We start from the raw sequence: 21,335 nt of genomic DNA, 5'->3' as shown, positions 1-21,335 counted from the left end.
AACAATCGCTCCAGAGCCTAAGGGTTTATATGATGCCTCCGCCTCCGGCTTCGGCCGGCTCATGCGCCGCTCGGGCTTCAGGGCTTGGAGCGATAATTTCGCCCCAAGCCCTTAGCCGAGAAGGGAGCGGTAGGCGTGCCAGGTCGCATAGGCGACCAGGGGCAGGGTGAAGGCCAGCCCGACGAAGAAACAGGCCAGTCCCGCGCCGACCAGAAGAACGATGGTCGCCGCCCATCCCAGCATCACCAGCCAATTCTCCCGGACGGCCGCGATACTGGTCGCGACGGCGACCAGGACCGGAACGTCGCGATCCAGAAGCAAGGGGATTGAAATGGCCGATATGGCGAAGACGATCGAGGCGATCACATAGCCGACCGCCGTGCCGACGACCAGAAAGGCCGCCGCGTCGGGGGCCGTCAGGACGTCATAGAAGAAATGATCGAGGCTTGGGGTATCCTCGTGAAAGAACAACATGAAGATCAGCAGCGCGATTTGTAGCCAGGCGGCCAGGCTCAGCGTCAGAATCAGACCGATGCTCGACAATCCGCCCGGATTGCGCCGAATTGCCAACATGCACTGGGAAAAAGATACCTTTTCCCCCAATTCGAAACGGCGGCTGACGTCGTAAAGTCCGACCGCCAGGACGGGGGCCACCAGGAAGAAGCCTCCTATCACCGCGGGAACCAGGCTTGCCAGCCCGCTGTTGTACAGGCCGAAAACGATCACATAGCCTGCCAGGACGAAAAGCGCGCCATAACCCAGGGAAATCATCGGCGCCCGGCGGAAATCCCGCCAGGCGGCGATCAGCCAGAGGTTGGGAGCTTCGACCGAAATCCGCCGCACCGGCAAGGTGCGGATCTGCAATCCCCAGGTGCTCGTCGCCATCATCGCCATCTCCGCCCTTCCGGTCCGGCTCTCCGGCATTTGCCCTGCTGGCCGGTAAATTTTCGGGATCGTCCGCCAACAAAAGACCCACCACCATTGAGAGTGGTGCCCTCAACCGAAGATTTTTAGCCCCGAAGAGAAGTTTTCTTTTTCCCGTGGCACGCGCCCTTTTCCCGGCCTCGACGGCTCCCCACGTAAAGGGCGGGAAACGCAAGCATCCGACCCCGGGAGTCCGTGCATGTCCGTTCGCCAAGCCCCCCTTCGTCTTTCGTCACGGCGCAACCGTCTGCTCGGTTTCGGTCTGGGATTGCTCAGCTTGATGCTGTATGCGGGCATCACATGGCGCTGGACCAGGGGGTTCTGACGTGATGCTCGCCGTCTTGCCGCATGTGACGGCGGGGTTGAATGCTTTGGCCGGCGTCCTGCTTCTGATCGGCTTCAGCCTGATCAAGACACGGCATCAACGGGCGCATCGATTGGTGATGACTGCCGCCGTTATCACATCGGTCTTGTTTCTGGCCGCCTATCTCCTGCATCATTTCACGGCGCCGGTTTTCATCTTTCCCGGGCAGGGACTCGTCCGGCCGCTCTATTTCACCATGCTGATCTCGCACGTTGGCCTGGCCATTCTGGTGACGCCGATGGCGGCGCTCACCTTCCTGCGGGCACGGCGCGGAGATTTCGCCTTGCACCGCGGCCTGGCGCGTTGGACGTTCCCCGTGTGGATCTATGTGTCCGCCACCGGCATCCTGGTCTATATCCTGCTCTATCACGTCTATCGGCCGGTCGGCGTATGAAGGACACCATTGACCTGCCCCCCGGCTTTTCCCCCGTCGGCCTGGACACCACGGCGCGGCGCATCGTGACGGGCTGGCTGCTGCTGGCGGTGGGGTCCCTGGCGGTAGCCGGTGCCCTGGCGCTGCTGCTCGCCATGTCGCGGACGCCTTATGTCCAGGATTGGCTGCCCTGGCCGTGGGAGAGTTTCTTCCGCAAGGCCCTGGTCGCCCATGTGGTCTTCTCCTTCGTCGTCTGGTATCTGGCGATGTTGGGAGGTTTGGCCACGGCGGCCCGGCCCGGGCGCTACAGCGGTGCCGGCGGGCTGGTCCTGGCGGTGGCCGGTGCGGCGCTGCTGCTGGTTCCCACCTTGGCCAACCAGGGCGAGCCCTCGCTCAACAACTATGTGCCGGTCCTCGTCCATCCCCTGTTCTACGCCGGTCTGCTGGTTCTGGCGGCCGGGGTGGTCGCGCCTGTACTGCATCTGCTACTGCGCCCGCCTGCCTGGGGGGGCTCCCTGGTGGTTGGCGTGGGATCCGCCGGTGTCCTTTATCTGCTCGCCCTGATTTGTTTCGGTCTGGCTTACCTCGCGGCGCCGGCGGGCGTCGCGCCCATGGCCTATGACGAGCAGGTATTCTGGGGGGGCGGCCATCTGCTGCAATTCGTCAACACCGCCCTGCTGCTGACGGCCTGGCAGGTGTTGGGGGAGCAGACGTTCGGACAGGCTCCCCTGTCGCCGAGAGCCTGGCAAATCCTCTGTGCCCTGCTGGTTTTCGCCGGATTGCCGGGCCCGGTGTTCTACGCCATCCCTTTCGCCGGCGACGATGCCTTGCGCCAGGCCTTTACCCGCCTCTATTGGATTGGTCTGCCCCTGCCTCCGCTGGTCACCGGGGCGGCGGTGCTGCGGGCGGTGGCGAGAGGCCCGCGCAATTGGCGTTCGCCGGCCTTTCTGGGCCTGGTCCTGTCGCTTCTGCTGTTCGCCCTGGGCGGCGTCCTGGGAGGTTTCGCCGACGGGGGCGATACCCGGACGCCGGCCCATTACCATGCGGCGATCGGTGGTGTGAACCTCGCCTTCATGGGGCTGCTTTTCGCCACTTTGCTGCCGGCGTTGCTGAAGCCTGCCGACCAGGCCGTCCGCACGCTTTTGCCGTTTTGGTTCTACGGTTGCGGCCAGGCGTTGTTTTGCCTGGGCATGTTCGTTGCCGGTTCTGCCGGGGTCGGTCGCAAGGTGGCCGGTGCCGCGCAAGGGTTGGATAGCCTGGTCAAGGTGACCGGGATGGCTTTGACCGGAACCGGCGGGGCGTTGGCCGTGTTGGGCGGCATTCTGTTCGTCTGGCAGGCTTTGCGTCGCCTCGGCGGGGCGCCGCCTCTCCGGGAAATCAACGAGGGCGGGGGAGAAACTGCAAGATGACGATTCGCTCCTATGTCGAACTCATGAAATTGCGCATCGGCCTGATGGTGGCTCTGATGGCTGTCATGGGCTATGTCGCCGTCGCCGACCGGGTCGATCCGTCGCGCCTGGCCATTCTCGCCTGCGCCATGCTGCTGGGATCGGCGAGTTCCTCGGTCTTCAACCATTTCTATGACCGGGACATCGATCGTCTGATGAGCCGGACCTGCCGGCGTCCCCTGGCCAGCCGCCAGACCGAACATCCCCGGCACGTGCTTTGGTTGGCCGGCTTTCTGCTGGTCGCTGGTTGCGGCACGGCGCTTTTCTTCTTCAACATGGTGGTGGCGCTTCACCTGTTCCTCGGCGCCTTCTTCTACGGCATCGTCTATACCGTCTGGCTGAAACGCCGGACCTGGCTCAACATCGTCATCGGCGGGGCTGCGGGAAGTTTTGCCGTGTTGGCCGGCGGAGCCGCCGTCGATCCCGGCCGCTGGCTGCTGCCCTGTCTTCTATCGATCACTTTGTTCTTGTGGACGCCCAGCCATTTCTGGAGTCTGGCCATTCTTCTGAAGGACGATTACGCCAAGGCCAACATCCCCATGCTGCCGGTGGTGCATGGGGTGAAGGCGACCGCCCGGGCGATCCTGATCAACAGCGTTCTGTTGGTGGGGGCGTCCCTGCTGCCGTTGGCCTTCGGGACGCTGGGCTGGTTCTACGGAGCGGGGGCCGCCGGTTTCGGCGGCTGGTTCCTGTGGAACAACTGGCAATTGTTGCGCTGTCCGGACCGCGTCTGGGCGCGCAAGAATTTCCTGGGGTCGATGATCTATCTGGTCGGCCTGTTCGTCGCGGTCCTGGTCGACGTCAATGTGGGGTGAGGGACGTCTGGACGAGACCCCGGTCGCGTTTCTCCACCCGTCGCATCGATCCCAGCAGGCAGACCGCCGTCCAAAGCACCGTCACCGCCAGCGCGGTCAGATAGCGCTGGTCGGACAGGGCCTGTTCTGCCGTCATGTAAAACGGCATGCGCATCAGAACCAGGGCGTGGGCCACCGGATTGATGGTCATCAGGATATGCAGCCAACCCGGTACCTTCTCGATGGGAAACAGGGCGCCGGACAGCATCCAGAGCGGCATCAGGAATACCATCATGATGGCGTGGAAGCCTGACGAGGAGCGCATCGGCCAGGCGAAGAGGAAGCCCATGGCGGCAAATCCCATGCTGGTCAGCACATAGGCGCCGATCAGCAGCGCCAGCGAGCCCAATCCGAGGGACAGCCCCAGAAACGGCGCCGCGATGGTGAAGATCAAGGTCTGCACCATGGCGATGGCGGTGCCGCCCAGCACCTTGCCCAGGACGATGGACAGGCGGGAGACCGGCGCGACCAGGACGCTTTGCAGGAAGCCGGCGTCGCGGTCCTCGATGATGGTGATCGAGGAGAAGATGCTGGCGAACAGCATCATCATCAGCATGACGCCTGGATAGAAATATTCGAGATAACTGATGTGTTCCATGCCCGGCGCCCGGAAGGACGAACTGAAACCCGAGCCGAGGAACAACCAGAACAGGATGGGCTGGGCGACGGTGCCCACCACCCGCTGCGGCTGGCGGATGAAGCGAATGAACTCGCGGTGGGCGAGGGCAAGGGCGACACGGATCATGGATGGGCCCCTTCCATCTGCTCGCGTTCGATCTGTTCGGCGGTCTGACCGGTCAGATGGATGAAGACATCCTCCAGCGTCGGCTGCTTGATGGCGATGCTGTCGATATCGGCGCGATAGCGGGCCAGCAGCTTTTCCAGGACCGGCAGGCTGTCCCCGTTGCTGGTTTCCTCAAGCCGGACCTCGTCGCCGTAGCGGCGGGTCTTCAGGCCCAACTCCGAGCGGATCCGGGCTTCCAGGCTTTCGGCGTGGCGCGACTGGATGACCACCATCTCGCGGCCCAGCTTGGCCCGCAGGTCCTGTGGGCTGTCCAATCCCAAAAGGCGGCCTCCTTTCATGATGGCCACCCGGTCCGCGTCTTCCGCCTCCGAGAAGATATGGCTGGTCATCAGCACGGTCATCCGGCGTTCCCGCTGGATCTTATGCAAGGCCATGATGAAATTGCGGCGGCTGCTGGGGTCGAGACCGGTGGTCGGCTCGTCGAGCAACAGGATGGAGGGGCGGGTCAGCAGGCACTTGGCCAATTCCACTTGCCGGGCCAGGCCTCCCGAAAGGGTGTCGACCTTGTCGGCGAGACGATCCTTGAGGTCGGTCCAGGCAAGCGCTTCGGTCAGCCGGTGATCGTATTCGCCGCCTCTCAGGCCGTAGAGCACCGCATGCAGGCGAAGGTTTTCAGCGACGGAAAGATGCTTGTCGATGGCCGGGCTTTGGAACACCACGCCCATTTGGGCGCGGGCCTTGGAGGGATACTTCAGCAGATCGAAGCCACCCATCGATATGCGCCCCGACGAGGGCAGCGACATGCCGCAGAGGATGCGGAACAGCGTCGACTTTCCACTGCCGTTGGGACCCGAGAGAATACAGAACTCGCCGTCTCCGATGGTAAGCGAGAGATCGTCGATGGCCGTGCGCGGTGGCGTCTTCCGGGTGCCCGGATAAACATGGGTGAGATGGGCGATGTCGATCATGGCGTTCCCAAAGAGGGGCCTGGACGGCGGGATGAAGGCATGAGCGGAGGTACCGGGCGGTAGATGGCCCTTCGTGCCAAAGGAGTCAAGCTGCTTCGCCCGAGGCGTCAGGGCAATCGTAAACGACGGTTGCTTTAGCGACGAGCCGGCGCGGAGGATGACATTAAGTGGCGCAGACGATTGGCACAACTGAGCAAGGGGGGCGATTCTTCCATGCTCCAAATTGGGCGGAGATCCCAGAGATGATGACCAAAGGAATCGATCTGATGTGCTTGGTGCCGTTGCCGCGATCTGAAACCGTAATTTTTCAACATAGAGAATATAAATTAAGAAATTTTTTACTGAAAAATCCGCAATCAGCGTATTGGAAAATCTGGGCGAAGGAGCTAATAGCTAGGGGTATCCTATCTATTGAGGCTGGGCAGTGGAAATGGATTATGATCAAGGGACGCCTTTTGGGCGGGGAGAAATTGGTATCGACTTGGCGGATATAGATCGCCTTTCGGGTTTCTTCGGGCAATGTCAGGAAAGTTTTCCTGAAGATATTGATGATAAGATCGAGAAAAATTTTGAGGTAAAATCGTTTGACGAGTCTGTAACAAGCTTCTTCATGACGCAGTGCTTTGTCCCGGGGACCCGGAATTTTCTTAGCGCGCTAAGTCAGCTTAGCATCGCCATTTGGGCCGGGGAGGTGCAGTTTCATCATGAGTTTTTCGTAGAGGTCATGACTCGTCGCCTGTACAATTATGCGAATCTTCTCTCAGACAAGATTAATGTTATCTCTATCGGCGATAATTGCATTTCCCGAACATTGCCTACGCGGTGGGGATATAAGAGGCCTGCTATTCTGGGCGAAAAGACGATGCCCTTTGATTTGTCGACGCACACGCTGGAAACTATCGTCGAGCAGATTTCCTCTCATTTTTCAGATTATATGAATCCTGAAAATCTAGAGTATGTGCAAGAGGCTGATTTTTGCGTTGATGTTAAAAATGATATTCAGTGGTCTCATGATCGCGGGCGGCATCTGGCCGAAAATAATTTTCAGGGTCTTCGCGACCTCTATGCGAAAAGAATTGATCTATTCTATAGGGTGATCGGGAACGGTAAGCCGATTATATTCATTCTTCACCATATCAGACGGGTGAATGGAGCGTTCGGCGCGTGGAATGGTGAAACCGCCGATTTGCTTGGCCAACTGTTAAAGGGATTGAAGCCGGTTTGTGGCAATCGGTTCATCATTCTGGTTCTGGGCGGAAACGAGACCCCTCCATCCGAGGATTTTTTCAATTTCGACAAGGGTTCCATCCAGTATGTCCACCTTCCCTATCCATTTCCGGATGATCAGAACTGGTGGATGCCTCGCTATTACATGACAAAACCGGGGCTGGAATTCGAAAGGACGTTCATGGCTGGCCTGCAGCAATGCGTCGATCAACTGTTGGGTGGTTCCCGCAGTGCGGTGGGCTTTTCAGACGTAGCGGCTGGATTTTGTCCTTGACGGAACTTTCGTCAAGCTCGCGGAGACCTGTGTCCGAAATTTCAAGTAATGAGCAAAGGATTTTGACGAACAGTCAAAATCCTTTGCGCCGCCGCCTGTTCCACAATTCGACGGCCAGAGCCTCCGCCTCGCCCATCGTCCCGGCGCGGCCGAGTTGTCGCAGGGCCACCGCGGTGGTCGCCCGAACCGTGGCCTCGGCGTAAGGGTCGGACGCCTCGCCGCGCCAAAGGGCGGCCAGGCGAGCGGGATCCATTTCAAGATCGTGGGCGGCGCCGGCTGTCAATGTCGGGGACCATTCCTCTTCGAACGGCTCGCCACCGCGCAGACCTTCGACCAGGCATGGCTTTTCGGGACGGCGTTCGATCTCGCCCCCTTCGCCCTTGAAACAGGCCAGTTCGCGCATGTCCATCAATTTGGCGGCGTCCCGGTGTACCGCGCGATAGTTGGGATGGAAGACGCTCATCAGGGAAACCCGGGCGTCGAAGGGGTTCATGTTGCGGGCCACGGTGTGCAGGGGCGAGCGCAGGCCGAGCAGCCGCTTCAGGCCCATGATGCCGGGCAGCGCCGGATGCAGCACCTGCATCGGGACATAGGTGAAACGCCGTTCATCGATTTGCCGGGCGGCGTCCTCCAGCGATTGGGCGGCCTGGATGCCGAGATGGGCCAGCGCCTCCTCGCTGTAGAGGCGCCCCGCCGTATGGCCGCCGATTCCATGCATGGCGATGGCGACGCCGTTTTCCGCCAGCAGGAGCGCGCTCAGCAGAAACATCGGCAATTGCCGGCTTTTTCCGGCGTAGGAGGGCCAATCGAGATCGACCGGCGGCATATCGCCGGGGATCGCCAGATTGTCCCGGATGGCGAGGGCGAAGCCGGCGACTTCCGCAGGGGTTTCCGTCTTGACCCGCATCAGGCAGAGGAAGGCGCCCAACTGCACGGGTTCGACCTCGCCCTTCAAGATCATGCCGACGGCCGCGCGCGTTTCATCGAGAGTCAGCGCACGGCTGAGGTTCGGCCCCTTACCGAGGATGCGGACGTAAGATGCAAAAGGATGTTCGGACATGCTCAGCGCGTCGGTTGGGCTTTGAAGAAATCCCAGATCTCGGTGTTGGCGATGAGATCGGTGCCGGCGGGGCCCAGAATTTCGTCCACCGCGGGCGCCTGCCTGGCGCCGGGCCAGGCGTGACCGCCGCCCCGGATGATGACGCGTTCGACGGGGGCGCCGTCGCAGGGTTCGAAGGTCACCTTGTCGATCGGCAGGCTTCCCTTCCTGGAACCGTCGACCAGGCGCTGCTTACGGGCTTCGCCGGTACAGCCGTTGATCTTGCGCCATGTGGCCACCGTTTCGGCCGCCGACAGGACCTTGCCGCGGTCGACGTTGGCCCATTGCAGAATGTCACCCCCGGCATAGGGAACGAAGCGGTCGTTGGTGCCGTGGAAGAAAAGCGCGGGGACCGGCGTCTGCGGTTCGCAGTCAGCTTCCACCGGTTGGTTGGCGGCCACCACCGCGATGCCGGCGATTCTGCCCGGATGCTCGCAGGCCAGACGGATCGCCATCATGCCGCCGTTCGAGATGCCGGTGACATAGACCCGCTTGGGGTCGGCCAGGCCATGGCTGACCAGATTGTCGACGAGAGCCAGGAGGAAGTCGACGTCGTTGGCCTCGCTCGCCTGATGGCTGAGGTTGTTGTTGCCGAGTTCCGGCCGTCCGTCGTTCCAATGTCCGTTGAGCCCTTGCGGATAGACGGCAAGGATTCCCTCCTTGGCGGCCAGCGAATCGAAGTCCGTGTAACGGCGCATCTGCGCCGCCGTGCCTCTGCCGCCATGCAGGATGAGGACGACCGGTAACGGCCGGGGCGTGGTCGCCGGCACATACATTTCGAAGGTCCGGTCATAGCCTTCGAATTCCATGGTCGAGGCTTTCGCCTCGCCGAATGCGGCGAGGCCGAGGGTGAGACAGAGCGCAGATGCGAAAAAGCGAATCATGCTCCCATTGGACGGCGAGGCGGCGAGCAGGTCAAGCTCTCCATAGGGCAGGGTTCGATCGAAAGGCCCTTGAGGCCATCGGGAACCCGGCCTGATAGACCCGGACGAAAAGGGCGATCCATGCCACGTCGACGAAATGCCGGTACCGGGCCGCATCTGTTTCCCTTCACTTTCCCAGGATCAGCCGATAGCGGAAATGGTCGGCGATGACAGCCAATATCAGCAGTCCGCCCAGCAATATCATCTGCACATAGGAGCCGAGCTTGGCCAGGTTCATGCCGTTTTGCATCAACACTATGAAAAAGGCGCCCAGGATGACGTTGCCCACCCGGCCGATGCCGCCATGCAGCGAAACACCGCCGATAACGCAGGCGGCAATGGATTCGAGGGCGATGGTCGCCCCGAGATTGGCTTCCCCCGATTCGACGCGGGCGGTCAGCAGGATACCGGAAATCGAGGTCAGGATCGCGCACAGGGCATAGGCGATCACCAGGGTGCGTCCGACATTGATTCCGGATAGCACGGCGGCCCGCGCATTGCCGCCAACGGCATAGATCTCCTTGCCGAGCCTGGTCTGGCCGACGAACAGCCAGATGACGGCGATGGCGGCCATGGCCACCATGATGGGGACGGGAATGCCCAGCATCCGGCCGAACCCGAAGCTGTCGGAAAATTCCGGCGGCAGACCGGAGATCGGCACTCCTCCGGTTAGATAGAGGGCCAGGCCCATGCCGACCGACTGCACCCCCAGGGTCATGATGAAGGGAGAGACGCCCAGATAGGCCACGCCGAAGCCATTGACCAGCCCGATGCCGAGCGAGGTGAGCAGGCCCGCTCCGATACCGAGGCCGATGATCCCGAAAACGCCGATGGTGGATCCTGTCGCCAGGGTGGTCATGGCCGTCGCTGTGACCACCGAGGTCAGGGCGATCGTCGTCCCCACGGCGAGGTCGAAGCCTCCGGTCACCAGCACAATCATCTGGCCCAGGGCGACCAGGATCAGATAGACCGACTGCCTCGTTACATTGATCATGTTGGCCCCGGTCAGGAAATTGCCGGAGACCGAAGAAAACACCAGCAAGGCCAGGATCAGGAAGAACGGCAGGATGCCGACGCGGATGAAAATGCGGCGAAGCAGTCCGGCCGGATCGCGGTGGCGCGGTGGTAGCGCCGCTGTGGCGGTGGTCATCGGGCAAGCTCTCCCTGTTTGAAAAAATGTCCCAGAATTGCCGATTCCTCGATCTCGTCCCGTTCGAGGACCGTGGATATCCTTCCTCGCGCGAAAACAAGCAGGCGGTGCGACAGATTCATGACTTCTGGCAGATCGGAGGAGATCACCACCACCGCCTTGCCGCTTTCGGTCAATTGCTTGATCAGCAGATAAAGCGCGGCGCGGGTGCCGACGTCGACGCCGACCGTCGGCTCGTCGAAGACGAAGACCTCCCAGGTCCGGGCGAACCCGCGCGAGAACAGGATCTTCTGCTGGTTGCCGCCTGACAGCTGGGAGACCGGACGAGGCAGATGTCCGGGGGCGAGGTCGACCTGTGCGGCCAGTCTCAGCCCTTCGGTCCGGATGGCCCGGTTGGAGATCCGGCCCCGGCTGCGGCTTACCTGATCGCCCGCGAGCATGCCAAGCGCCATATTGTCGAGCGAGGACAGGGCCAGCATCAGTCCTTCGCTTTTGCGGTCGGGAGGAAGGTAGAAGACGCCGGCGCGGATCATGTCGCCGGTGTTGGCCGCGGACATGTCGCGGCCGGCGAGGGTGACCGACCCCGAGCTCCTTCGGCTCAATCCCAGGATGATCCGCCAGACTTCGGATTTGCCGCAGCCGACCAGGCCGGCCAAGCCCAGAACTTCGCCCGGACGGACGTCGAAGGAAACCCCCTCGACGCCGGCGCCGGTCAGATCGCGGGCGCTGAGTATCGGCGGGCCGGGCCGATGGGCGATCGAGGGATAGATTTTTCCGATGGCGCGCCCGGCCATCAGCTCGACCAGTTCCGATTCCGGCGTATCGGCTGGCACCACGCCGCGGACGCGGCCATCCCGCAGGACCGTGATGCGGTCGGCGATCCGCTGGAATTCCTGGATGCGGTGGGAAATATAAATGATTCCGATACCGCGTGTCTTGAGCTCGGCGATGAAGGAGAACAGACGGTCGGTCTCCTTCTCGGTCAGTGAGGCGGTCGGTTCGTCCAGGATCAGTGTCGTGGGTTCGCGGCGCAGCGCCTTGGCGATTTCCAGCATCTGCTGTTCGGCCCGGCCGAGGCTGGAAACCGGGGTATCAAGGTCGAGGGGAAAGCCGATCCTCCCGAAGAGCGCCGTTGCTTCGCGCCGCATGCGAGCGTGATCAAGGAAGGGGCCCCGGCGGATCTCGTCGCCGAGAAACAGATTGTCGAGCACGGACAGGGACGGAACCAGCGAGAATTCCTGAAAGACGGCGTTGATGCCGTATGTCCGGGCGTCGTGTACGGAATGGATCTCGGCGCTTTCGCCGTTGACCACCACTTCACCGTCGCTGGGTTCGTTGACGCCGGCGATGATCGAGACCAGCGTGGACTTTCCCGCGCCGTTCTCGCCGAACAGCACATGGACTTCTCCCGGCATGACGCTGAAAGTCACGTGATCGAGGGCCAGCAGCCCGGGATAGCGTTTGCTGATCCCCCTCGCTTCGACCCGTGGCGGCGTTCCCGGCGGTAGCGGCACAGCGTTCATGGCGACCCGATCAATCATTGGGGCCGGCGCCGCCCGGAGGAGCGCCGGCCGTGTGCGGGAGGTCTTAAGCGGAATTCCCTGCTTCGGGGTCAGTCGACCTTGAAGACCGGCGAAAAGCGTTCCGGCGGCAGGATGGCTTCGCGCGGCGTGGCGGAGATGTTCGAGGAGTCGACCATGAAAATCTTGGGGCCGACGTGCTTCTCATAGGATTGCCGCTCCAGGATGCGCACCGCCTGGTCGACGGCGATGCGGCCCTGGATGACCATGGAATCGGCGGGAGCGGCCAGAATGCTGCCCCGCTTGATGCCGTCGTAGACGCCGGGCGTCATATAGAAGGCCAGGAGGGAGACCTTCCCCTTCAGGTCGCGTTCGCGGATGAGGCCCTGCGCCGCCTCGGCGGTCACCGCGGTTCCGGCCACATAGCTGAGATCGGGTTCGGCCTGCAGGACGTCCTCGACCAGCTTCAACTGCGCCTCCTTGCCGGTATCCCCGTATTTCGGAGGCAGGACGGTGACCGCCGAGCCTTTGACGGCGTCCAAGAAGCCCTTGTTGGCGGCCTCGACCCAGCCGGCGCCGGCTGGGCCGGGAAACCAGCCCACTTTCACCGGCGCGGCGCCAGCGGGGTGCTTGGCGGCCAGGTAGGCCCCGGCCGAGTGACCCATGGTGTAGAATGAAACCAGGGACTTGGCTGCCACGTCGGGCGAGTTGATGCCGTTGACCAGATCGATGACGGGGATGTTCTTCTTGTGGATCTCGGCGATCAGGCTGTTGAGGCCGTCGGCGGAAATGGCGCCGATGATGACCGCCTGGGCTCCATTGGCGACGCAATTCTCGATTTGTGAGATTTGCTTGGCGAGTTCCGTGTAGCCCCCCGCCTCGACCAGGTCGACCTTGACGCCCAGGCGTTTCGCCTCCTGCGTTACGCCATAGTCGACCCCCAGCCAGTAGGCATCCTTCATATGGGGGAAAGAGACGCAGAGATTGTGCGGCTTGGCGGCCTTGTCGAGGGCATTGTACTCGATCGGCGAGGTCTTGCCGTCGGCCGAGAAGGCCGGCGTGGTGACTTCGGCCGGATAGGGATACCAGCTGCTTTCGGCGGCGGCGGCGGGCAGGGCCAAGGTCGCGGCGACGAGCAACGATGAAAGGCGCAAAAAGGCGGAAGGCATCACTTTTTCCTCCGGACAGGCTATGGGGGGCTCTTTAAGACAGAGAAGCGCGCAGCCGATCGAGGCGTCTCCGGTAGGCCCGGCGGGCCTCCAGCGCCTGCTCCATATCGACCTTGACGAAGCGGGTCTTGGCGTTGGGCGGCAATTGCCCGATCAGATCCATGTCTGCCGAAATGACCGTCCCCACCATGAAATAGCCGCCGACCGAAACGGCGTCGCGGTGCAGGACGATGGGTTCCAGACAGCCGGGGATCTGGATCGAACCATAGGGGTAGCAGGCATCGGTGATGTTGCTGGGGTTGGAGCCGGCGCCGAAGGGTTGGGGCCGGTCGACCAGCTTCGGCGAGCGTCCTCCGCGGAAGCGTCCGCCGATGCGGTCGGCTTCCGGCGCCAGTTTCCAGACGTCTTCGAAAAAGTTGGCGGCCGCCTCGTCGGTCATCCGGTGCCAATAGAGGCCGGGCAGCATGCGCAGTTCCGTCACCGTGGGCAGTGGGGGATGGAGTTCGGGGCCAATGCCGCGGCCGGGACCCGCCGGCCGTTTCGCCGGACCGACACTCAGCATGTCACCGGCCTTGAGAGCGCGTCCCTGATAACCGCCGAGGCCGCCCAGGGCATAGGTGGATCGGCTGCCGAGGGCCAGGGGCACGTCGATGCCGCCGGCAATGGCGATATAGGAGCGGGCGCCGGAACGCAGATAGTCGAAGGAAAGAACCTGGCCGGCCTTAATGGAGAAGGCTTCCCAGACGGGCTGCTCGACGCCGTCGACCAGGGGGGGCAGGTCGGCGCCGGTCACCGCGACCAGCGCGTCCTCCAGGAATTGCAATTCCGGTCCCAGGAAGGTGGTTTCGAGAACCGCGTCGCCGTCGTCATTGCCGACCAGCAGATTGGCGGCGATCAGGGCATAGCGGTCCATGCCGCCCGACAGGGGAATGCCGACATGGTAGAAGCCGGGGCGCCCCAGGTCCTGCACGGTCGTCGATAGTCCGGGCTGCAGCACGTTAACGGTCATGGAGAATGCCCTCCAAGGCTTGATTGCAGGCTGTCGGGGCTTTGTGGAAGTCCTCGAGATTGAAGGTGACCTGCCGGATCAGCGGCTCGAAGTTGTTGGCATCCACCCGTCGCACGGTGTCGTCATACTCCTCGCGGCCGACCGGCTTGAATTTCACGATGTCGCCGGGCTTGAAGAAGATCATGAAGTCCCGGAGATAGTTGAGTTCTTGCCGAGGGTCGTAGATCGGCATCGGGGTGACGCCGAACATCTGATATCCACCGGCGCCGCGCACCGAATAGACGCAGCCGAAACAGCCGCCATGGCCGACGGTCAGGCGCGGGGTGTCAAGCCGTGGACGCAGATATTTGGGAACGTCGATCTGCAAGGGACGCTCGACCATCTGATACATGAAGGGCAGTCCCGCGACGAACCCGACGGCCGAGACGAACCACGGGGAGCCCGCGTGGGCGCCGATGAAGGACGAAACGTCGTCATAGCCGGAAATCTTCGCCGAATATTCGAGGTCGGTGGCGTCCGGGGCCTGATGGCGGTCGCGGAAGCGCATCAGGGTTTCATGGGTCCAGGGATCGTTGTAGTAGACGGGCATCTCGATGATGCGGGTCCGCAGGACCGGCTCGGTCTTTTCGGCGGCGGTCTCCAACTGGCGGATCTCCCCCATCATGTCGGCGGGGGAAATGACATCGGGATCGTATTTCACCAACAGGGTGGCGTTGGCCGGACAAATCTCGGTCACGCCGCGAATGCGGCTGTCGCGGATGGCGTTGGTCAGCGACATGCTGGCGAAGAAGCCCTCCAGGGACATCTCTTCGCCGAACTCGACGAAGACATGCTCGTCGCCGCCAAAGGAATATCTCGGTTTCATGGGCAGGCCGCCTTTTCCAGGGGGAGATCGAGTGTTTTCGATGCCAGCCACTCTTCCAGCCAACCGGTGTGGACGGCGCCCTCTCGGACATCGGCGGCGCCCGTCAGTTCGAGCAGCAGGGGCAAGGTGGTGGGCACGCCGGTGATGCGCATTTCGCGCAAGGCGCGCGCCATGCGGCTGATGGCCTGCGGACGGCTGTGATCCCAGGCGATCAGTTTGCCGAGCAGCGAATCGTAGAACGGTGGGATCGTGTAGCCGGGATAGAGCATGGTGTCGAAGCGCAGGCCGGGGCCGCCGGGGATGTGCAAGGTTTCGACGGTCCCCGGGACCGGCGTGAAGTCGAGCGCCGGATCCTCGGCATTGATCCGGCATTCGATGGCATGGCCGGTCAGGCGGATATCCTCCTGACGCAGGGACAGCCGATGGCCGCCGGCGATGCGGATCATTTCCCGCACCAGATCGATGCCGGTGACCATTTCGGTGACCGGATGTTCGACCTGGATCCGGGTATTCATTTCGATGAAATAGAAGGCCCGTCGGTTCTCGTCATAGAGGAATTCGACCGTGCCGGCCCCCCGATAGCGGACCGCGCGGGCCAGTTCCAGCGCCGAGCGGCAGAGGCGTTGACGGATGTCGTCGTCGAGGCTGGCGGCGGGGGCTTCTTCCCAGATCTTCTGGCGGCGGCGTTGCAGGGAGCATTCCCGTTCGAACAGATGGATGACGTTTTCGCCGTCGCCCAGCACCTGGACCTCGATATGGCGGGCGCGGGGGATGAAGCGTTCGAGGTAGATCCCCGGATCCCCGAAGGCGGCACGCGCTTCCGCGGCGGCCTGGATGAACAAATCCTTGAGCTCGGCTGGATTGGAGGCCAGACGGATGCCCCGTCCGCCGCCGCCGGCCGTGGCCTTCAGCAGCAGCGGATAACCGATGGCCTCGGCCAGGGTCAGGGCCTCGTCGACGTCGGCAACCACGCCCCGGCTACCCGGGACCGTCGGCACACCCGCGGTTTCCGCGGCCTTGCGGGCCCGGGCCTTGTCGCCCATGGTGCGCATGATGTCGCCGGAGGGGCCGACGAAGATCAGTCCGGCGTTTTCGGTCATGTCGGCGAATTCGGCGTTTTCGGCGAGGAAGCCATAACCGGGATGGATGGCGTCGGCGCCGGTCCGCCGCGCCGCGTCGAGGATCGCTTCGGGCCGCAAATAGGACTTGTTGGCCCGCGAGGGTCCGATCTCGATGCGTTCTCCGGCCAGCCGCGCCGCCAGCATGTCGCCGTCGGCCTGGCTGTGGACCTGGATCGTCTGAATCCCCAGTTCATGGGCGGCGCGAATGATCCGGACGGCGATTTCGCCGCGGTTGGCCACCAGGAGCCTACGGATTCGTCCGGCCGGTTTTCTGTCGGTCATTTCGAACATCCCACTCAGTCCACGTCGATTTCGGCGATCGGTTGACCAGCCATCAGTTCGTCCTCGTTTTCCACCAGGTAACGGACGAAGCGGCCATTTTTCGAGGATTTGACCGGGTTGAACGTCTTCATCACCTCAACCAGGGCCAGGCTGTCGCCGGGGGCGACGCTATCGCCTTCCGTCTTGAACGGGGGCTGATCCGGGGCCGGTTTGTCATAGAAAATTCCGGGAATCGGGGCGCGAACGACGATAATCGCCATGATGTGTTACTCCTTGTCCTCTGGCGTCCGTGGATGGACCACATCCATCAACGGTGCAATTCGGATGCCGTGCCGCTGAAGCGATGCGCGGATGGTCCGGCCGATCGCCAGAGCGCCGGGCGTATCCGAATGGAAGCAGATCGAATCGAAGGCGATCGGGATGTCTTCCCCGTCGACGGTGGTCACCATGCCGTCCCGGCAGGCGCGCACCACCTTGTCGGCCAGAGCCAGCGGGTCGGGGGCCGCGATCTGGCGGCGGAACACGATGGATCCGTCGCGGCCGTAGTCGCGGTCGGCATAGAATTCGCGGACCGCCGGGTGACCCGAGGCTTCCGCCGCCCTGTGAAGGGCCGAACCGGCCATGCAGTAGACGTAAAGGTCTGGGCGGACGCGGCGCAGCGTATCGATCAGCAGGGTGGCGAAATCCTCGTCGGCCGCCGCATGCATGTAGAGCGCGCCATGCAGCTTCACATGCTGGAGGCTGCCGCCGTGGCGGCCGGCGAATTCGCTGAGGGCCCCCAGCTGATAAAGCACGTCATTGACCAGTTCGTCGGCCCGGGCATCAAGGAAACGCCGCCCGAAGCCGACAAGGTCGCGATACCCCGGATGGGCCCCCAGTCCGATGCCCAGGCGAGTGGCATGCTGGACGGTGTAATCCATCCGGGTCGGATCGCCGGCATGGAAGCCGGTGGCGATATTGGCGGAGCTGATCAACGGCAGAAGGTCGATATCCGGGGTTTCGCCCAACGACCAATGGCCAAAGCCTTCGCCAAGATCACAGTTCACGTCCACCGCCTGATGCAACATGAAAAACCTTCCGTTTGTATGTTTAATTGAAGAAATTTTCTTTTTACTAAAACTTTGTCACAAGTCTTACGTTGAATATTTCGCCTGCGACGTCATTTTCGGCGTATAGATTGTGGTTGTATTCGGCCATGATGCTGATGTCGGTGAATTGATAGCCGACGAGCGGACCCATTCCGTAATTATTCACCTTGCAACCGTTCTTGGTGGCGCAACCGGCGGCCCCGGCTCCGCTGTCGCTGGTGATCTGGTTTTGCTGATGGGCGCCCAGACCCACCGTCCATTTTCCGATGGTCTTGGCCAGGGTGTAGTCGACCGAAATATCATCACCCGAGGTGTAATGGGTCTTCCCATCCTCGAAATTGACGTCGTAATGGACCTCCAGGCTGAGATTCCAGTCGTCGTGCAGCCAGCTGATGCCAAGGTCCGGCTGCAGCGACCAATGTCCGTTGCCGGCGCCGACGCCACCGCCCGACGGCGGATGGGCGGGCGAGGAACTGGCGTCGTCGAGATAGACGGACAGGCCGGTTTTGACATGGAGGTCGTTGGGAAGGCTCCAGGACAACTGTCCCGGGACCAGGATGGTATTGAAGTTGCCCCAATGGGCGTTGTTGGACAGGCTGGAAGCCCCGGCCATCTTGACGTTGGTGTAGTCGAAGGGCTGAGCCAGGGCGACGGCGTAATCGGCTCCCAGGACCTTCAGTCCGGTTACCCACAGCACGACGGGGACCTCGATCAAGGCGTCCAGCTTGAGGCCCGTCTTGTGCCCCTTGCTGTCATATTGATCGTAGCCGGCCCAGTAATTGTTCAAAACGCCGTAGACGCCGGCGGGGGGCAGGGCGCCTGAGGCCAGACCCTCGTCAACGCCACGCAGATAGGGTGTCCATAATTCCTTCGCCTGAGCGGGCGAGAACAAGGTGCCCAGGCCGATAACGGTAATGGCCACGCAAGACAGGCTTCTCATGAGCGGTCCCCTTTGAATTCCATCATGAATTTCCCCAATGGGGGCATCGAGCGGGAAGTGCCCGGCGTCCCCTGTTCCCACTGTCGAAAAGCTTAGAGATGAACCTCATCTTTGAAAAATTCGATTTTTGGACATGCCGTTTTCGGATAAATTGATATCGAAAGACGCGAATTTTCCGGAAAAAGCGCAAAACGGCCTATTTTTTGCTCAAAAATTGCATACGCACAAATATTGTGCATTGATTATTGGAAATATCGAAGGCAGGCGTTCTGGTGGTGCGGTATGGCTCTTAGTTTCAAGCAAATTCGTTATTTCGTGGCGACGGCCGAACTCGGGCAGATTTCGCAGGCCGCGGTCGCCCTGGCGATTTCGCAATCGGCTGTCACGACGGCGATCAAGGAACTGGAGATGACCCTGGGGGTCGATCTGTTCCAGCGAATGCCCTATGGCATGGAGTTGACGGACACGGGGCGCCGCTTCCTGTCGCACGCCTACGAAATCATGGCCAAGATGGAAGAGGCGCTGAGCCTTGCCACCCCACAAATGGAAATCAGGGGCACCATCACGGTGGCCGCCACTTATACCGTGCTCGGTTATTTCCTCCCCTATCACCTGGGGCGGATCCGACGCCTTTTCCCGGACCTCACCGTCAAGATTCACGAGATGAGCCGCGAGGCGATCGAGGATGGGCTTCTGGGGCGCCGCTACGACATGGCGGTGCTCCTGACGTCGAATCTGAGCAATCTTGAGATCGCCTCGGAGACGCTGCTGAGTTCGACGCGGCGCCTGTGGGTCTGTTCGCGCCATCCCCTGTTACAGGCGCGCGAGGTGTCCTTCGAGCTGTTCGTCGACGAGCCCTATATCATGCTGACGGTCGATGAGGCGGCGCAAACGACACAGAAATATTGGCCCAATGCGGCGTCGCGCCCCAACGTCTTGCTGCGGACATCATCGGTCGAGGCGGTTCGCTCGATGGTGGCCGACGGTCAGGGGGTGACGCTGCTTTCGGACATGGTCTACCGCCCCTGGTCCCTTGACGGAAAACGGATCGAGAGGATCAATCCCAGCCTCCCCATTCCGCCGATGGATGTCGGATTGGCCTGGGCGCGCGACGCCGAAATGACGCCAATTCAGATCGCATTTCGGGACTATTTTCGCCAAGCCCTGCAAATCCAGCAGGGGCGGATTTAGCTTTGGAAGAAAACGGGACACCCGTTTTATTTTCATTTCGAAGGTTCTTCGTCATGCCGCCTTTCGTGGCGGAACTCCGTGGAGAATGCTTCCCGTCAGGACTCTCCACCGAACGTCACGCCCTGCATGACTTCGGCCAAAGGCCAGGAGGTCTGGTGCAGGGTTCCGTCCCATTCCTCGATGGTCAGCCACAGGCTGTCGGAGGATTTGAGGGTTGGCGGGAAACGCACCTTTCCATGCAGGCGATAGGGGTTGCCTTCCAGGATTTCTCCCAGATTGCGCTCATGGGGCGGCTTGCCCCGGCGAAGATAGGCGAGGCGGATGCGGTCCGGGTAGCCGTTTTCGATATGCAAGGCATAGTCTTTGAGAAGGCCTCCCTGTTCGCTGAGCCGGGGTGCCCCCGGGATGACTTCGGCCAGGGTGACCCGGAACGGACCCACCTCTCGCCCGGGCAGGATGTGCGCCCCCAGGGGCGGGGCGGAAACCTCGGTGAAATAGCGGGGAAACGACATCAGCGGCAGGATCAGGACGAGGCCGCCGAGATAGAAGCGCCATCGGAACCTCGCTCGGCGGGGGCCGCCGGCGAGGGGCGAGGCCGTGGCCAGGATCTCGCGGCTTGCTTTCGCCGCGCGCCTGGCCCCGATCACCGTGCCCGTGGCGACCAGCGTGGAGAGCAGTGCGCCGAAGAATGTCCAGACCAATTTGACCGGGAGGCCGGCGAAATTACCGAAATGCAGACTGGCGTTGAGGGTGGAGATCACTTCGGAGGTTCGGGCGTTCCGCCAGTCGCGCACCATCAAGACATCACCGCTGTAGGGGTGAACCCAGGCCTCTTCCGCCAGCAGGGGAAAAGCGGAGCGGCTGTAGACGGAAATCGTGCCGCGCGCGTGTTCGGGCAGGATAACGGCCAGGGGGCGGGTTTCCGGTCGGGCGGTCCGGACGGCGGCAAGGGCGCCGTCGATGTCGATTTCCGGCAAGGGTTCGCCGGCTTTGCGCGACGGAACCTCGCGCCGGGGAATGTCCGGCGCTTCCATGCCCACCGGCACATGCAGATCGTACATCACTCCCCGCACCAGGAACCACAGGCCGGTGACGGCGATGATGATGATGAACCACAGGCTCCACGCGCCCGCCAGCCGGTGCAGATCGCCCCAGAACAGGCGTGCGCCCTGGCGGAACCGCAGCTTCGGCCATGTTATGTAGGTCCGCCAGAAACGCTTGAAGATCACCATCCCGGTGATCGCCGATCCCAGCAGCGGTACCCCCAGCAGGGTCACCGCATACCAGCCGATCGGTGTTCCCTTCGTCCAGGGCATCAGCAGCCAGCCGTGCAAGGACACCACGAAGTCCGAGAAGTTGATCCCGTGCGAAATACGCTGGATGATTCCGCTATAAGGATTGACCCAGGCCGTGGTGTCGGCCCCGTCCGGCGTGTAGAGGCTCACCTTCAGGGCCATGTAGGGTTCGCCGAAAGCGATGCCGGCGATGGCGGCATTCGGAAGCTGGCGGTGGATGTCCTCCGCAACCGCGTTCAGCGGCTTGCGGACCGTCCCATTCTCGTGGTCGGCCCGCACGGCGGGATCGATCAGCCATAAGATTTCCTTGTCGATCGTGGCGATGGTCCCGGTGACGCAGACGAACAGCAGGAACACCCAGATGGGCAGGGCCAGCCAGGAGTGCCACAGGAACCACAGGCGCCGTGGCGCGGACCGGTTCATGGGCTGTTCCCGGAAGCGCGGGAAATGGTGTTCATCCGTCTTTTCAAACGGCTTGTCTTGGCTTGGCAATGAAGGTCTATCCA

General features: G+C 62.2%; 22 protein-coding genes. 7 read left to right on the top strand and 15 right to left on the bottom strand.

Annotation, left to right across the window (positions count from 1 at the left end; translation table 11 throughout):
* Positions 1-111: 111 nt before the first annotated feature.
* Complete coding sequence (locus CWS72_RS19645; RefSeq protein ID WP_241911814.1) at positions 112-888, bottom strand: DUF2189 domain-containing protein; 777 nt, start codon at positions 886-888, stop codon at positions 112-114.
* Positions 889-1,123: 235 nt separating this feature from the next.
* Here CWS72_RS19645 and CWS72_RS28660 point away from each other — a divergent pair, with 235 nt between their 5' ends.
* Genes CWS72_RS28660 through cyoE form a run of 4 tightly spaced genes read left to right on the top strand, consistent with a single transcriptional unit; the run spans position 1,124 to position 3,924 of the window.
* Positions 1,124-1,249, top strand: a complete 126-nt coding sequence (locus CWS72_RS28660) for a hypothetical protein (RefSeq protein ID WP_274540612.1) — start codon at positions 1,124-1,126, stop codon at positions 1,247-1,249.
* Positions 1,250-1,253: 4 nt separating this feature from the next.
* Positions 1,254-1,682 carry a DUF420 domain-containing protein gene (locus tag CWS72_RS19640; protein WP_101252343.1) on the top strand — a complete coding sequence of 143 codons (429 nt, stop codon included), beginning with the start codon at positions 1,254-1,256 and terminating at the stop codon, positions 1,680-1,682.
* Positions 1,679-3,070 (top strand): cbb3-type cytochrome c oxidase subunit I, encoded by a 1,392-nt coding sequence (locus CWS72_RS19635; RefSeq protein WP_101252342.1) that lies wholly within the window; start codon positions 1,679-1,681, stop codon positions 3,068-3,070. The genes CWS72_RS19640 and CWS72_RS19635 overlap by 4 nt, the downstream gene beginning before the upstream one ends.
* Positions 3,067-3,924 (top strand): heme o synthase, encoded by an 858-nt coding sequence (gene cyoE / locus CWS72_RS19630; RefSeq protein ID WP_101252341.1) that lies wholly within the window; start codon positions 3,067-3,069, stop codon positions 3,922-3,924. Before CWS72_RS19635 ends, cyoE begins: the two co-directional genes overlap by 4 nt.
* Here the strand turns inward: cyoE and CWS72_RS19625 are convergent.
* Together CWS72_RS19625 and CWS72_RS19620 are read right to left on the bottom strand one after the other, a co-directional pair.
* A complete protein-coding gene (locus CWS72_RS19625; protein WP_101252340.1) occupies positions 3,911-4,708 on the bottom strand; it encodes an ABC transporter permease in 798 nt (265 codons plus the stop codon). The genes cyoE and CWS72_RS19625 overlap by 14 nt on opposite strands.
* Positions 4,705-5,676 carry an ABC transporter ATP-binding protein gene (locus CWS72_RS19620; protein WP_101252339.1) on the bottom strand — a complete coding sequence of 324 codons (972 nt, stop codon included), beginning with the start codon at positions 5,674-5,676 and terminating at the stop codon, positions 4,705-4,707. Before CWS72_RS19620 ends, CWS72_RS19625 begins: the two co-directional genes overlap by 4 nt.
* Before the next feature lie 167 nt (positions 5,677-5,843).
* Here CWS72_RS19620 and CWS72_RS27905 point away from each other — a divergent pair, with 167 nt between their 5' ends.
* Both CWS72_RS27905 and CWS72_RS19615 read left to right on the top strand, forming a co-directional pair.
* On the top strand, positions 5,844-6,170 hold the full coding sequence (locus CWS72_RS27905) for a hypothetical protein (protein WP_158240731.1): 327 nt from the start codon (positions 5,844-5,846) through the stop codon (positions 6,168-6,170).
* Complete coding sequence (locus CWS72_RS19615) at positions 6,107-7,177, top strand: DUF1796 family putative cysteine peptidase (protein ID WP_101252338.1); 1,071 nt, start codon at positions 6,107-6,109, stop codon at positions 7,175-7,177. The genes CWS72_RS27905 and CWS72_RS19615 overlap by 64 nt, the downstream gene beginning before the upstream one ends.
* Positions 7,178-7,250: 73 nt before the next feature.
* Here the strand turns inward: CWS72_RS19615 and CWS72_RS19610 are convergent, their stop codons facing one another.
* The 11 genes from CWS72_RS19610 to CWS72_RS19560 form a co-directional block, all read right to left on the bottom strand.
* Entirely contained in the window at positions 7,251-8,237 is a 987-nt protein-coding gene (locus tag CWS72_RS19610) for a glycosyl transferase family protein (protein ID WP_101252337.1), read from the bottom strand.
* Positions 8,238-8,239: 2 nt separating this feature from the next.
* The gene (locus CWS72_RS19605) at positions 8,240-9,160 is read right to left on the bottom strand and encodes an extracellular catalytic domain type 1 short-chain-length polyhydroxyalkanoate depolymerase (RefSeq protein ID WP_158240730.1); all 921 of its coding nucleotides are present in this window, start codon (positions 9,158-9,160) and stop codon (positions 8,240-8,242) included.
* 166 nt (positions 9,161-9,326) lie between these two features.
* Positions 9,327-10,349 carry an ABC transporter permease gene (locus tag CWS72_RS19600; RefSeq protein WP_101252335.1) on the bottom strand — a complete coding sequence of 341 codons (1,023 nt, stop codon included), beginning with the start codon at positions 10,347-10,349 and terminating at the stop codon, positions 9,327-9,329.
* Positions 10,346-11,872, bottom strand: coding sequence for a sugar ABC transporter ATP-binding protein (locus tag CWS72_RS19595; RefSeq protein WP_101252334.1), 1,527 nt, complete (start codon positions 11,870-11,872; stop codon positions 10,346-10,348). Before CWS72_RS19595 ends, CWS72_RS19600 begins: the two co-directional genes overlap by 4 nt.
* Positions 11,873-11,961: 89 nt before the next feature.
* Entirely contained in the window at positions 11,962-13,038 is a 1,077-nt protein-coding gene (torT, locus tag CWS72_RS19590; RefSeq protein ID WP_101252333.1) for a TMAO reductase system periplasmic protein TorT, read from the bottom strand.
* Between the two features lie 34 nt (positions 13,039-13,072).
* Positions 13,073-14,047: a 5-oxoprolinase subunit C family protein gene (locus CWS72_RS19585; RefSeq protein WP_101252332.1), complete on the bottom strand. Its 975-nt coding sequence runs from the start codon at positions 14,045-14,047 to the stop codon at positions 13,073-13,075.
* Complete coding sequence (locus CWS72_RS19580; protein ID WP_101252331.1) at positions 14,037-14,912, bottom strand: 5-oxoprolinase subunit B family protein; 876 nt, start codon at positions 14,910-14,912, stop codon at positions 14,037-14,039. Before CWS72_RS19580 ends, CWS72_RS19585 begins: the two co-directional genes overlap by 11 nt.
* The gene (locus CWS72_RS19575) at positions 14,909-16,315 is read right to left on the bottom strand and encodes an acetyl-CoA carboxylase biotin carboxylase subunit (RefSeq protein ID WP_199175808.1); all 1,407 of its coding nucleotides are present in this window, start codon (positions 16,313-16,315) and stop codon (positions 14,909-14,911) included. Before CWS72_RS19575 ends, CWS72_RS19580 begins: the two co-directional genes overlap by 4 nt.
* Positions 16,316-16,329: 14 nt before the next feature.
* Positions 16,330-16,575 (bottom strand): acetyl-CoA carboxylase, encoded by a 246-nt coding sequence (locus CWS72_RS19570; protein WP_101252329.1) that lies wholly within the window; start codon positions 16,573-16,575, stop codon positions 16,330-16,332.
* A gap of 6 nt (positions 16,576-16,581) precedes the next feature.
* Positions 16,582-17,382, bottom strand: coding sequence for a 5-oxoprolinase subunit PxpA (locus tag CWS72_RS19565; protein ID WP_101252328.1), 801 nt, complete (start codon positions 17,380-17,382; stop codon positions 16,582-16,584).
* 46 nt (positions 17,383-17,428) lie between these two features.
* The gene (locus CWS72_RS19560; protein WP_101252327.1) at positions 17,429-18,343 is read right to left on the bottom strand and encodes a SphA family protein; all 915 of its coding nucleotides are present in this window, start codon (positions 18,341-18,343) and stop codon (positions 17,429-17,431) included.
* Positions 18,344-18,625: 282 nt separating this feature from the next.
* Between CWS72_RS19560 and CWS72_RS19555 the strand changes: the two genes are divergently transcribed.
* Positions 18,626-19,534, top strand: a complete 909-nt coding sequence (locus CWS72_RS19555) for a LysR family transcriptional regulator (RefSeq protein ID WP_101252326.1) — start codon at positions 18,626-18,628, stop codon at positions 19,532-19,534.
* Positions 19,535-19,629: 95 nt separating this feature from the next.
* Here the strand turns inward: CWS72_RS19555 and CWS72_RS19550 are convergent, their stop codons facing one another.
* The gene (locus tag CWS72_RS19550) at positions 19,630-21,252 is read right to left on the bottom strand and encodes a PepSY-associated TM helix domain-containing protein (RefSeq protein WP_158240729.1); all 1,623 of its coding nucleotides are present in this window, start codon (positions 21,250-21,252) and stop codon (positions 19,630-19,632) included.
* Positions 21,253-21,335: the final 83 nt, after the last annotated feature.

The sequence above is a fragment of the Telmatospirillum siberiense genome (assembly GCF_002845745.1).
GTDB lineage: Bacteria > Pseudomonadota > Alphaproteobacteria > Rhodospirillales > Magnetospirillaceae > Telmatospirillum > Telmatospirillum siberiense.
The sequence above is the reverse complement of the archived record's forward strand: the minus strand, read 5'-3'. Positions and strand labels throughout refer to the sequence as shown.

Coding starts and splice junctions, on each gene's coding strand:
- CWS72_RS19645 (WP_241911814.1), bottom strand. CDS start 888: ATGATGGCGACGAGCACCTGGGGATTGCAGATCCGCACCTTGCCGGTG.
- CWS72_RS28660 (WP_274540612.1), top strand. CDS start 1,124: ATGTCCGTTCGCCAAGCCCCCCTTCGTCTTTCGTCACGGCGCAACCGT.
- CWS72_RS19640 (WP_101252343.1), top strand. CDS start 1,254: ATGCTCGCCGTCTTGCCGCATGTGACGGCGGGGTTGAATGCTTTGGCC.
- CWS72_RS19635 (WP_101252342.1), top strand. CDS start 1,679: ATGAAGGACACCATTGACCTGCCCCCCGGCTTTTCCCCCGTCGGCCTG.
- cyoE (WP_101252341.1), top strand. CDS start 3,067: ATGACGATTCGCTCCTATGTCGAACTCATGAAATTGCGCATCGGCCTG.
- CWS72_RS19625 (WP_101252340.1), bottom strand. CDS start 4,708: ATGATCCGTGTCGCCCTTGCCCTCGCCCACCGCGAGTTCATTCGCTTC.
- CWS72_RS19620 (WP_101252339.1), bottom strand. CDS start 5,676: ATGATCGACATCGCCCATCTCACCCATGTTTATCCGGGCACCCGGAAG.
- CWS72_RS19615 (WP_101252338.1), top strand. CDS start 6,107: ATGGATTATGATCAAGGGACGCCTTTTGGGCGGGGAGAAATTGGTATC.
- CWS72_RS19610 (WP_101252337.1), bottom strand. CDS start 8,237: ATGTCCGAACATCCTTTTGCATCTTACGTCCGCATCCTCGGTAAGGGG.
- CWS72_RS19605 (WP_158240730.1), bottom strand. CDS start 9,160: ATGATTCGCTTTTTCGCATCTGCGCTCTGTCTCACCCTCGGCCTCGCC.
- CWS72_RS19600 (WP_101252335.1), bottom strand. CDS start 10,349: ATGACCACCGCCACAGCGGCGCTACCACCGCGCCACCGCGATCCGGCC.
- CWS72_RS19595 (WP_101252334.1), bottom strand. CDS start 11,872: ATGAACGCTGTGCCGCTACCGCCGGGAACGCCGCCACGGGTCGAAGCG.
- torT (WP_101252333.1), bottom strand. CDS start 13,038: ATGCCTTCCGCCTTTTTGCGCCTTTCATCGTTGCTCGTCGCCGCGACC.
- CWS72_RS19585 (WP_101252332.1), bottom strand. CDS start 14,047: ATGACCGTTAACGTGCTGCAGCCCGGACTATCGACGACCGTGCAGGAC.
- CWS72_RS19580 (WP_101252331.1), bottom strand. CDS start 14,912: ATGAAACCGAGATATTCCTTTGGCGGCGACGAGCATGTCTTCGTCGAG.
- CWS72_RS19575 (WP_199175808.1), bottom strand. CDS start 16,315: ATGACCGACAGAAAACCGGCCGGACGAATCCGTAGGCTCCTGGTGGCC.
- CWS72_RS19570 (WP_101252329.1), bottom strand. CDS start 16,575: ATGGCGATTATCGTCGTTCGCGCCCCGATTCCCGGAATTTTCTATGAC.
- CWS72_RS19565 (WP_101252328.1), bottom strand. CDS start 17,382: ATGTTGCATCAGGCGGTGGACGTGAACTGTGATCTTGGCGAAGGCTTT.
- CWS72_RS19560 (WP_101252327.1), bottom strand. CDS start 18,343: ATGAGAAGCCTGTCTTGCGTGGCCATTACCGTTATCGGCCTGGGCACC.
- CWS72_RS19555 (WP_101252326.1), top strand. CDS start 18,626: ATGGCTCTTAGTTTCAAGCAAATTCGTTATTTCGTGGCGACGGCCGAA.
- CWS72_RS19550 (WP_158240729.1), bottom strand. CDS start 21,252: ATGAACCGGTCCGCGCCACGGCGCCTGTGGTTCCTGTGGCACTCCTGG.